The 11,203-nt window shown below is 43.4% G+C and carries 12 protein-coding genes and 1 rRNA gene; 3 read left to right on the top strand and 10 right to left on the bottom strand.

Features of this window, described 5'->3' with window-relative positions; genetic code table 11:
• The 5 genes from DYE48_RS16250 to DYE48_RS16235 all read right to left on the bottom strand — a co-directional run.
• Positions 1-78 (bottom strand): 16S ribosomal RNA (locus DYE48_RS16250); the annotation flags it as partial.
• A gap of 536 nt (positions 79-614) precedes the next feature.
• Positions 615-1,634, bottom strand: a complete 1,020-nt coding sequence (locus tag DYE48_RS16245) for a thiazole biosynthesis adenylyltransferase ThiF (RefSeq protein ID WP_115824557.1) — start codon at positions 1,632-1,634, stop codon at positions 615-617.
• Positions 1,635-1,655: 21 nt separating this feature from the next.
• Positions 1,656-2,456: an SDR family NAD(P)-dependent oxidoreductase gene (locus DYE48_RS16240; protein WP_115824556.1), complete on the bottom strand. Its 801-nt coding sequence runs from the start codon at positions 2,454-2,456 to the stop codon at positions 1,656-1,658.
• A 189-nt stretch (positions 2,457-2,645) separates the two neighbouring features.
• Entirely contained in the window at positions 2,646-2,801 is a 156-nt protein-coding gene (locus tag DYE48_RS21235; RefSeq protein ID WP_167356080.1) for a hypothetical protein, read from the bottom strand.
• A 336-nt stretch (positions 2,802-3,137) separates the two neighbouring features.
• The gene (locus DYE48_RS16235; protein ID WP_115824564.1) at positions 3,138-3,908 is read right to left on the bottom strand and encodes a LysM peptidoglycan-binding and 3D domain-containing protein; all 771 of its coding nucleotides are present in this window, start codon (positions 3,906-3,908) and stop codon (positions 3,138-3,140) included.
• A gap of 389 nt (positions 3,909-4,297) precedes the next feature.
• On the opposite strand from DYE48_RS16235, the gene DYE48_RS16230 reads away from it, so the two are divergent.
• Positions 4,298-5,356 (top strand): class I SAM-dependent methyltransferase, encoded by a 1,059-nt coding sequence (locus tag DYE48_RS16230; RefSeq protein WP_115824555.1) that lies wholly within the window; start codon positions 4,298-4,300, stop codon positions 5,354-5,356.
• A 176-nt stretch (positions 5,357-5,532) separates the two neighbouring features.
• Here DYE48_RS16230 and DYE48_RS16225 read toward each other — a convergent pair whose 3' ends face one another.
• Positions 5,533-6,300 carry a MerR family transcriptional regulator gene (locus tag DYE48_RS16225; protein WP_115824554.1) on the bottom strand — a complete coding sequence of 256 codons (768 nt, stop codon included), beginning with the start codon at positions 6,298-6,300 and terminating at the stop codon, positions 5,533-5,535.
• A 227-nt stretch (positions 6,301-6,527) separates the two neighbouring features.
• Between DYE48_RS16225 and DYE48_RS16220 the strand changes: the two genes are divergently transcribed.
• On the top strand, positions 6,528-6,998 hold the full coding sequence (locus DYE48_RS16220; RefSeq protein WP_115824553.1) for a DinB family protein: 471 nt from the start codon (positions 6,528-6,530) through the stop codon (positions 6,996-6,998).
• Between the two features lie 120 nt (positions 6,999-7,118).
• On the opposite strand, the gene DYE48_RS16215 is transcribed toward DYE48_RS16220, so the two are convergent.
• Positions 7,119-7,811: a Type 1 glutamine amidotransferase-like domain-containing protein gene (locus DYE48_RS16215; RefSeq protein WP_115824552.1), complete on the bottom strand. Its 693-nt coding sequence runs from the start codon at positions 7,809-7,811 to the stop codon at positions 7,119-7,121.
• Positions 7,808-8,716: a formate/nitrite transporter family protein gene (locus tag DYE48_RS16210; RefSeq protein ID WP_115824551.1), complete on the bottom strand. Its 909-nt coding sequence runs from the start codon at positions 8,714-8,716 to the stop codon at positions 7,808-7,810. Before DYE48_RS16210 ends, DYE48_RS16215 begins: the two co-directional genes overlap by 4 nt.
• Positions 8,717-8,828: 112 nt before the next feature.
• On the opposite strand from DYE48_RS16210, the gene DYE48_RS21230 reads away from it, so the two are divergent.
• On the top strand, positions 8,829-9,002 hold the full coding sequence (locus DYE48_RS21230) for a hypothetical protein (protein WP_167449532.1): 174 nt from the start codon (positions 8,829-8,831) through the stop codon (positions 9,000-9,002).
• Between the two features lie 36 nt (positions 9,003-9,038).
• Here DYE48_RS21230 and DYE48_RS16205 read toward each other — a convergent pair whose 3' ends face one another.
• Together DYE48_RS16205 and DYE48_RS16200 are read right to left on the bottom strand one after the other, a co-directional pair.
• Positions 9,039-10,523 carry an HD domain-containing phosphohydrolase gene (locus tag DYE48_RS16205; RefSeq protein WP_115824550.1) on the bottom strand — a complete coding sequence of 495 codons (1,485 nt, stop codon included), beginning with the start codon at positions 10,521-10,523 and terminating at the stop codon, positions 9,039-9,041.
• Positions 10,524-10,739: 216 nt separating this feature from the next.
• A complete protein-coding gene (locus DYE48_RS16200; RefSeq protein ID WP_115824549.1) occupies positions 10,740-11,192 on the bottom strand; it encodes a DUF4064 domain-containing protein in 453 nt (150 codons plus the stop codon).
• Positions 11,193-11,203 lie beyond the last annotated feature (11 nt).

Raw genomic sequence — 11,203 nt, 5'->3', positions numbered from 1 at the left:
TCGCTTCCCGCGCTCGACTTGCATGTATTAGGCACGCCGCCAGCGTTCGTCCTGAGCCAGGATCAAACTCTCCATAAAAGTTAAGTTTGACTTGCTCATTTGCACACCGAATGTGCTTGTTTCAAATCTCTTCTATAAAGAAGAAATGTTTTGACGTACTGGTTGGTTCGTTCAGTTTTCAAAGATCAAATGTTTTGTGTGCCGCTTCAAAACAGCGACTTAATTAATATATCATGTGCAGTTGTTTTCGTCAACAACTTTTTATGATTTATTTTGTTAAGCCGTTTGCGGCTGGCCGCTCTGTTAACGCGACAAGTAATAATATATCATGGCATTTCGAATGACGCAATAGGTTTTTCAATACTTTTTTAGTTTTCTAGAACACTAGAATAGGATTGATCTTTTTCTTCCTTATTATACAGACGAGAAATAAAAAGCGAGCAGATCTCTGCTCACTTTTAGTACCGTCCTTTTCGTTTCCTCATGAATTTTCTTATGATCGGATATACCATCGGTCCATATTTGAACACTCGTTTTAGTAGTCGTCCCATGTTGCACTCTCCTTATTGGTTGTTGGTTTATGTATTCCCTTTTCTCTTCCTATACAAACTACATTAACCACCTACGATTTTATGATACAACGTTTTTGCTTCCTTTATATCTTTCGTCCCGTGAATCAACACGCGACCATCCCGAAAGAAAACCATACGGTACAGCGAATTTTTATAGGATAACAAGAAAGGATTTTCCTGAATCTCTCCATCTGGAAGTCGATTTTTCAACTCTTCCAAATCCCTTTGCTCCTCTTTACTTGGACGTATCTGTACGGTGTCCCTTCCGCATAAAACAGCAACCTTTGTCATTTCCTTTCCAGATAGAAAAGGATAAGATGGTTCTTCCCCGCAAGATGGACAGTCTTTTCTTTGAATGCGTCCGGTTTTAATCGAAGTATAGTCGTTCGTCCAAAGATCGAAGGTAACCAGTCCTTTGCGTATGGAATGAACATCTCCTACAAGGACTTTCAACGCCTCCGTCACCTGATGGGCGGCGACCATTTGAACAGCCGGACTGATCACGCCTACCGTATCACAAGTGGCCGCACCGAGAGGAATGCTTCTCATCAAACATGACAAACAAGGGCTCGTGCCCGGTATAATCGTATAACTCATCCCATGACTTCCTACGCAACCACCATAAATCCAGGGGATTTGGTGTTTTTGTGTGAAATCGTTGATGAGCATACGTGTTTCGAAATTATCCGTTCCATCTATGATCAAATCGATGCCTTGTGAATATTTTTCAAGTTCTTCTACTTGTACATCATCCACTACCGCATGAATGTGCACCTCACTATTTACTTTTTCCAAACGTTCTTTGGCAGCCACTGCCTTAGGCATACGGTTTTCAGCATCTTTTTCTGTGAATAGTTGCTGTCTCTGCAAGTTACTGAATTCCACATAATCCCGGTCAATAACAGTTATTCTTCCGGTTCCTGCCCGCACAAGCTGCTCTGAACTGCTTGTCCCTAGCGCACCAGCCCCTATGATGAGCACGTGCGATTCTTTCAGGCGGCGCTGCCCTTTTTCTCCTATTGGTTGGAAGAGCTGTTGTCTTGAATATCGTTCTCCTGTCAAAGGGCCTACCTCCTTTTTTCCTTAACGCATGACGCTTCCTCCGGATATTTTCAAAGATTCCCCGACAATATTGGTCGACCCCTCCGATAAAAGGTAGACAATGGACCTGGCCACTTCATCAGGTTCACTCAGTTTTCCAGAAGGAATCCCTTCTTCAGCTGCTTTTCTTTGTTCTTCATAACTTCTACCTTCACGCTTCCCTTTTGAACGAATGGCTTCCTGCCCCATAGCTGTGTCTACATAGCCTGGACATACGGCGTTGACACGGACACCATGCTCAATAGCTTCATGAGCGAAAGACTGCGTGAATCCTGTAATCGCAAACTTTGAAGCGCTGTAAGCCGTACCAGAATGCGTACCTCGCAATCCAGAGAGGGAAGATAAATTGACAATGCTTCCCCGCCCATTTGCTTTCATATCTTTATAGACTTCCTGAGTGAAAAGGACGGTAGAAAAATAGTTGAGCTCCATCACTTTACGCAAGTCTTCTTCTTTTAGATCTTCAAAGGGACCTCCACCGATGATCCCAGCCGAATTGACGAGTCCTGTCACAGAACCTATCGCCTTCCTGGCGTCCTGTACTACCTTTACACGATCCGATTCATCGTTCAAATCAGCAGCACTTATGAAAACTTTCATCTCTCCGTTTATCGTAGCACATTCCTCTTTTAACAAGGCGAGTTTCTCTTCGTTCCTGCCTGTGATGGTCACATGACCTCCGGCACGGACGATTTCCTTGGACGTTTCATATCCAATCCCGCCTGTCGCCCCCGTAACGAGGATGTGTTCGCCTTTCAATGCTTCACCTGAAAAAATGTTCATGTTTTCGCCTCCTTAGCGAATACGATAACCGAACACTTCTATATGTAAACCTTCTGGATATAAAAAATCAGCGCTTCATGACTGATCTTGTCAATGAAACGCTGATCCACGGGACAACTTGTTTTAAATAGTCGACCATGTTGATTCTTTTTTTGTTACTTCTCATAGCTACCTCCACGACTTCTAATGCTATTTCCGTTTGTTGGTCTGCTTACGGAAAGAGAATAGAACCTTTCCACTCCGTGTGCGCTTCACGCCTTTACCCTTTGATTGGACTTGGGCTTCCGGACTGTTTTTGTAATCCTGATCGAACAGCTCACGAGCTTTTGAGTATAGCAGAGTCATCGTGGTGTCCTCCCTTCTTTTTTAGTATATAATACGATTCCCCTTGATATTATTAGTAAAACTTCGTAAACGCAAGAAAAAATTATGTTTTATACGTTTTTTTCTAACGATAGAGCTTATTTAAAGGATCATCATTGCTGAACAATATCCGCGCGGGTTGATTTTCAAACCTATTTATGTAGAAAAATGTCGCTTTCTATACTTTTTCCACGATGCGCAACCAGTACAAAAGATGAAACTTTTTAATAGATATCCTTTTTAAAAGGGGGAGTTTTAAATTGCATACCAGCGGAAAAACAAAAAGAGACGACCCCCAAAGGATCGTCTCAATCTATATTATTCATAAACTTTTACTTCTACACTTTTACGTCCGAAGTCAAGAGCATCAGAACGATCTGCCATGAATACATCGATGCGGTTACCTTTGATTGCGCCGCCGATATCGCCGGCGATCGCTTTACCATAGCCTTCTACATAAACTTCAGAACCTAGCGGGATGACGTTCGGGTCTACGGCAATAACTTTTTGGTCTGGATTTGCTCTCAAGTCAATACCTGTAGAAGTTGTACCGGAGCAACCTTCACAGAACGCTGTATAAGCCGTCGCTTCCATATTCAATGTTTTAACGACACCATCTTCTGCTGGTTGGCTGGATGTTTGCTCTGCTTTTGCTTCTTCATTGCTGGAGCTCTTTTCAGATGTGGACTGTTCTGCAACTGCTGCTCCATCAAGGGTTAATTTCTCTCCAGGATAGATCAGGTTGGAGTTAAGGTTGTTCCAAGCTTTCAGTTCTTGAACACTTACGTTATTTGCTTGTCCAATGCTGTAAAGCGTGTCCCCGGATTGAACCGTGTGAACACTGCTAGACGTTTGCGCCTGAGCTTGTCCGTTCTCTCCTTCGTTAATAGAAAGTACTTGATTAGGGAAAATCAAATTAGAGTTCAAACCGTTCTCATCTTTTATATCATTCACAGATACTCCATTGTTTTGAGCAATGCCCCAAAGAGTATCTCCTTTTTTTACTTTAATTTCATCTGCACTTACTGCTGTTGCTGTTACTGCCGAAACCGATGCGACCGCCGCCAAAGAAACAATTGTTTTTTTCATCATGTTTAATTTCCTCCTTGGTAAACAGCTCTCGCTCAGCCCTCGGCTAAGCGCTGTCTCAAAATCACAATTACTACTGTAACACGCACAGCTCATATGCCAATAACAGGAACACAACAATAACTTTTCAAACATTACATCATCTTTACTTCAGTGTAATAATCCGGTTTTAATGGATAAATGTACCTAAGCAATCATAAAATCTGTTTTCTTGGGGTTATATGTACAGACCACACATAGCATTTTGGGAATATTTGTATGACCTGGTACACCAGATGATGTAAGACCTGGTCATACAAATAAGGATATTTCTATAGAATGACTAACATTGTAAACGTTTACATTAACGGTTATAGTTGTACTAAATGATATGGAGAGGTGATCGATCCATGTTAGGAGAAGCTGTGGTCAAGGATTCGAGGATACCTAAGCCCTATAGTGAAGAGCATATGGACGAAACGTTTTCCCACCCGCAATACCGTGTCGACCTTAGACGTTATTCAGAGAAGGAGTATAACAAGTTTGTTCGTTTAAACACGGTTTCTGATTGGTCCCTTTTATCATGGAAAGATGTAGGTAAACCTTTTGAGGTCACGAATTATTCGAAAGAACGAACCGAATGGGAGCGGGAGAATGATCAAATGATGGATCCGCACACTTCATGGACCTATTTCAACAAATCCTTTCATGAGTGGTTCATCAAAGATGTTCCTCAGGAAAAGAATCATAGTAAAAAACAGTTCATGCGAAGCCTCGCATCATTTCAGCCCGGACAAGTAAAACAAGCGATTGGTAATCTTGTTCAATTGCAGTTATGGAATTATGTTCATAGAATCCAGGATGGAATTTGGGACCCCCGCGGAAAAAGAGCCCTTTTTGAAGGGTTGGATGTAGACCGCCCCCGTATTCTCTTTTTAGGAGCTGCCGAAGGTTATGAAGCCATGCAGCTTGGAGCCATGTATCCAGGAGCAGAGATTGTCATGGTGGATTATGATGAGTTTTGTAAGACAACTCGTTTCGGTGAATTCCCTGAACATTATCCCTTCTTAGGCGAAAATCCTAAAACAGGACAGTGGAAAGTCACGTATAAAGATGATTTGAATATTGAATATGTCGTTGACGACATTCGCAATCTTGATTTCGGAAAAGAATTTGATATTGTCCTCTCCGTCGGCCTGTTGGAACATTTTCCTGATGAATACAAGCCGGAAGTCGCTGACTGGCACCGTCGCTTTTTAAAAGAAGGGGGCTTTGCGATACTGACCACCCCACGGAACCAGCTTCGGTCCCGCCTCTACTATCATGTCATGGCCGATGTAATGAACCACACTTACAGGGAACTCATGACTGTTGAACAAATGGGACTCTATATGTATGAAGCAGGATTCGACATCCTGAGACACGGTTACATCAAAGTACACAATGGCCTCATTTGTCAGCCACGTTAATACGGAAAAAAATGTATGACCTGGTACGGAAGAAAAAGGAAACAAAGGATTTAAAACACACACACCTAAATAAAACCAGCCTTCACAGTCATAAAGGCTGTGGAGGCTGGTTTTTCGTTTAATGGGAATAATTGTATGACCTGGTCATGCAATTATTCCCTTCCTCTAAAAGAGTTTTAACTTTCTTCTTGTTGATCGCAGTAAGTGTGCATGGCTTTTTTTAGGAACTCGGCGTATCCTTCTTTCCATTTGTCGATGTTTTTCGTAAAGCGAGAGTCGTTGACATACATGTCCGCCAACCCTCTGAAAATTTGCAGATTGCACTCATAAAAGTGACCCGTGATGTGCTGACGTTTTTTATCAATCAACCGCTGAACATTTGGATCAGAAGGGTCACGATCCATTAATTTTACAAGCGCGCGATCAATTTTGTCTCCCTCTTGTTGAATCTTCTTCCAATCTCCCTTCGTATATTGGGATGTTTTCTGTTTGGATTGTTTGTAAGCGTCCGTATTTCCCCAGCGTTCTTCCACCTCTTTCTCATACTTTTTCTGATGGGCTTCAATCTCACTTTTATCAAACGGACGGAAACGGTCTTCATTTTTCATACGCTCTTCTCCTTCCAACGTTTGGAGCGTCTGATCCACCGAGCGAATTAATCGCTCCAACCGTTTCTTCTTTTCTCTTAATATTTCACGGTGGCGCTGCAATGCATCGGCTTCATCAAAATCAGGGTCATCCAGAATATCCTTGATTTTTTTCAAAGAGAAATCCATCTCTTTAAAGAAAAGAATCTGCTGCAGGCGGGCCAACTCTTTTTCACTGTATAAACGGTAGCCTTTTTCACTTACATAGCTCGGTGACAACAGATCGATATGATCATAATGGTGCAGTGTGCGCACACTGACCCCTGTCATCTCCGCCATTTCTTTCACCTTATACATCGGTGATCACCTCACAATTAACGATAATCTATGACGTAACGTCAGAGTCAACTCATCGTCAAAAAAATTTACTAAGCATCTTTGAATGTAGGTCTTTTTATGTAGGAGTCAAACCAAACCTTAGGGCGATTTTCGTCGTTTCATGTAGTTTTTCGCTTGGGAAAGGGATTTGGTCGAACGTCGGAGAATAAGAGGAGGAATAACAATTTTAATAAGGTTGTGTTCCTATGAATATGTACTGTCAGAGCGCTTTTCATCAATTAGAAATCGTTATTGCATCCATTTCCGAAATGGTCGGTCAGTTATCAGAAGAAGATTTGACCCTGAGACCGACGGAGGGAAAGTACTCCATTGGGGAATTGCTCGAACACATTGCAGCAATCCCTGCGGCTGATGGTCACATCACAGAAGGGGCTTCTAAAGCAGAGATGGAGCACTTCTATGAAACGGTATCAATGAAAACAAAAGATGAAATCTTAGAACGTCTATTTGACAACTTTGCGCAATTAAAGGCTCAATTTGAAAACTACACCGAAGAGCACTTATACACAGAAACCACGTCCTGGTGGGGTGTGACGAATACACGTTTTGAATGGCTAATCCAAACGGTCGCCCACATGTATCACCACCGCGGTCAGCTGCATGCCATGTTAGTGCACACCTATAAAAAAGATCCAGAAATCCTGTTGTTCGAATAGCTTCAAAAATCACCGTACCAGGTCATCCATATTATGGATGACCTGGTACACCTTATTCTTCCATGTTTTTCACTGACTAAAAACACCCTCGGGCTGAATTTTCAGCTCGAGGGTGTTCCGTTAGCCTAGGTATTTCATTTCAAGGTCATTCTCTTCAACTTCCTCAGCTTCCACTCTTACATAGTAACCTTTCGCGCCTTTGCGCGAGCTCACGTGTTTCAATGGTTCCGTGTTCACAAAGTGAACGGCCGCTCCGTCATCGAGCGCATAACCTGGACGAATCGATCCATCCTTTATAAAAGATGTGTACGCCGGCTTCCGCTGTTCCTCCCCATCATAATGAGGGCAGCAGCTTCCCGGGAGAAATCCCAGGCATTCTAGTGGTTCCAACTGGTCACCGTAGGAATCCGTCACCCCTTCATCAAACCAGCAAATGGCCCCTGCACTGATGCCGGCAAGGACGACTCCTTTCTCCCATGCTTCTTTCATGATTTCATCCAAACCCCATTCCCGCCAAAGAGCGAGTAGGTTTTTCGTCGACCCTCCACCTACGTAAATGATGTCCTGTTCGAGCAGAAATTTTCTTAAATCTCTCGTTGGTGGCTTGAACAGGGATAAATGGGTCGCTTCCGCTTTCTCTTTGAACGCTTCATAGAAACGTTCGATGTAACTGTCCGCATCCCCACTAGCCGTGGGAACAAAACAGATTTTCGGTCTCTCCTTCTCCACTTGATCCAACACGTAATCATCCAACAGAGGGTTTTCAGGCTCCATTGAGAAGCCTCCTCCACCCATAGCTATGATTTGTTTCATCGTTCAGCCCCCTTCTTATTCTTTTTCCTTCCCAAGGAGGTTTGAATGTCCTCTTTGTAAGCATAAGAGAACAACAAGGATACTAAAATTGCTCCTCCTATCAGGTTTCCAATACTAGCAGGTACAAGGTTGAAAAAGATATATTCATACCAGGTGTATTTATCAGAAGCTAAAATGCCCATACTGAAGTACCCCATATTTGCAGCACTGTGCTGGAAATTCCCGGCTACAAAAAGCACAACAGGTAAGGTTGTTCCTAGGATTTTACCTGTTAAATCCCGGGCAGAGGTCGTCAGAAAGGCCGCCATTCCGATAAGCCAGTTGGCAAGTACACCGGATACCAGAACCTGAAACCATCCTTTGACTCCATGGTCCATGAATTTCATTTTATGGTCTAAATACAGTTCAAGCTCAGGATAGAATGTACTGGCGAATGAGCCTGACCATTGAATCAATACAGCTACAAGGAAGGCTCCAATGATGTTCCCGATATAAGAAGACAGCCAAAATTTATAGATGTTCTTTTTCATCAACCCTGCCTTGTTAAACAAATAGGAGGGTAAAAGAACATTAATTTCCGTAAAAAGGACGGCCCCTGATATGAAGACCATCGAGTACCCTGCCGCAAACCCAAGCCCGGATAAAAGGTGATAGATTCCTTTCGTCTCGACTCCAACGGCAAGAAGTATGGAAAAGACGGCTCCAAATGTCATAAAAGATCCCGCCGTCAACGCGAGTAAAAATTGAGCGCGGAAAGGCTTGTTTAAGTGATCCCTTCCCTTTTCACCAAATTCATCTACGATTTGGGACGGAATATAAAACTGCCGTCCAGGCCGATCTATTTTCTGATTTGAATCATTGTTTTCATTTACATCTGTTTCCTGATGATTTTCCTCGTTTGCCACGGTTATCCCTCCAATGATTCTCACATTCCCGATTCTTTAAAAATATAATCTCCCCTGTATAACCTGAAGCGTTTGAGAAATGGTAAGAAAAACAAGGAAAAGAGGAATGAAGATGGCTAGAGATGAATTCTGCCTCGCTTGCGATGGAGAAGGTCTGCTGATGGATGATGAAGAGTGGCGCTATACTTGTAAGGTTTGCGGCGGCAGTGGTCTCCGCCCGCAGGAAGGAAGCGTCTATGACCGTCAGAGTGCGGATGTGGATGAAATGAATCGATATTTGGATTAACAGCGGAGTTTTATCTCCACTAAAAAGCGCTCAGCTTCAGCCGAGCGCTTTTTTACGTGTGTCCTGTCTCATATCCTCTAAAAACAAATCCGCAAAATACGGATCCCACTGTGTTCCTTTGCCTTCTTCAATAATTGCCAGCGCCTTTGAAAACGGCATCCCCTGACGATAAGGGCGGTCAGATGTCATCGCATCAAAGGCGTCCGCCACGGCCATCAGTCGACCAAACACAGGGATGTCTTCTCCTGCAAGTTCATCAGGGTAACCTTTTCCGTCGTACCGCTCATGATGATGACGCACTCCAGTCAAAACAGGGGCAAGGGATTCCGGCAACTGAACTTGTCCAAGGATCTGAGCACCAATGACCGGGTGCTCCTTAATTTTCGCGAATTCTTCCTCGCTCAGGCGTCCATCTTTCAGCAGTACATCATCACCAATCCCGATTTTACCGATATCATGAAGAAGCGCTGATTTTTTCAACAAGTCCAATTGTTTCTCATCAAAACCTGCTTTCCGTGCAATAAGATCCGAGTATTCAGCCACACGCTTGGAATGACCAGCGGTATATGGATCCCGTGCATCAAGCGTCGCAGCAAAAACCGTGAAAAAGCTTTCGAGAAGTCTTTTGTTTTCTTCATCTCTTTCTTTGATGCCTGTGACCATATGGTTGAATCCTGCGACCAATTCCGAAAACTCATCCACATACAAGTTTTCCATCGGCTCCGTCTCCCCTTGACGTACATCAAGGAAACGCTCGCTCAGCTGCTCCATCGGCTTTTGGATACTTCTGTATAGTAAAAGCGCGGCGAGCGCTCCGATTCCCATGACAACCGCAGCGATAATAGATGCCCAGCTCCAATAACCATCCACCCCTCTCCCTTCGATCAAACGGATTTGTGACGCCAACAAAAAGAGAACGACAGGGAAAACCGCCGTAAACATCGAGGTCACGAACAACTTCGTCTTAATACTGATTGATGTGTCCCTTTGGTAATCGATGAAACCGCCTTTCTCATAGATCGAAGGCAGCAATAATTGAACCGCCCGGTCTGTTAAAAAGAATTCAATCAATGCGTGCATGACAGCGATCAAGACAGCGCCCATCCATGCAAAGCCTATGTAATACAGCGGAAGGTTTACAAGTCCGCGTTCGATCGCCCACCAAGCGAAGAGGGAAGCAGGAATCGAAAGACCTAATAAATGCGGGCCGAGAATTCGCTTTACAGTTAACTGTGGGAATTGATGTGCTCTCAACAAAGCTTCCTTCACTTGCTTGGTAGAATGCGGTTCTTTAATGAACAGTTGTTGAATGGGACGGACATGGTGCTTGTACATCATGATCTCACCGGTTAACATCACCCCAACAGAGCTTATCATGATAAAAATTAAATACATGATTTCTGTCGGTTCAAGCTGCAGTGTGTAGAAAATAAACAAGCTGCCAACACCGCAAACAGCCACAGCCGATCCCCATATATAATTCATCAGCATACGTCTTTGGAAAAAGGTGAATGGTTCCATCCGTTAAACTCCTTCAAATCATTCGTTTCTTTTATTCTTAATTATTCAACAAACTCCGACGAATTCCTACATGAGCAGCCTCTATTTTATGAACTTTTCGTTACAGACGCTTGTTAGTTTTTTATATGTATGACCACAAGTCGTTTAAAAAGCGCTCTACACTTTTGATGGATGACAAATAAAAAGACGCGGCTTTAGAGCCACGCCTTTTCCCATCTAATAACTGATTGCTTCCTCGGTTGCAGTTTTCTTCGGCTTACGGACGAGCGCAACGATTCCAGCAATCAAATACGCCACGCCTCCGAACAGCCCCATAAAGACCGTAGCAAACGTAAAGATAATGGCGGATATGATCAAAATGATTCCTGCTGCTTTCGGCTTCTTATTCCCTTTAAGGAAGACAGCTGCCAGAATACCTAACCCGATCGCAATTAAAGAGGCGATCAAAACGAACATCGCGAAGGACCCCATCATTTCAAACATCTGGGTCATATCTGTGGAACTCATTTCCCCTTCCATCTGCACTTCCGGCGAGTTCATGAAGTTCTCAATTTCTTGTTGTATTTGCGGATTGTCTGCAGAGTTTAACAACACACCACTCAACAGAACAGGAAGTCCAAAAAGAACAATTCCAATAATGGTAAGAACGATTTCTACCGTACGTTTCATTTCCTTCTCCT

Origin of the sequence: Halobacillus trueperi (assembly GCF_003386945.1) — a bacterium.
GTDB classification, from domain to species: domain Bacteria; phylum Bacillota; class Bacilli; order Bacillales; family Halobacillaceae; genus Halobacillus; species Halobacillus aidingensis.
This window is presented reverse-complemented; position numbering and strand designations above follow the sequence as displayed.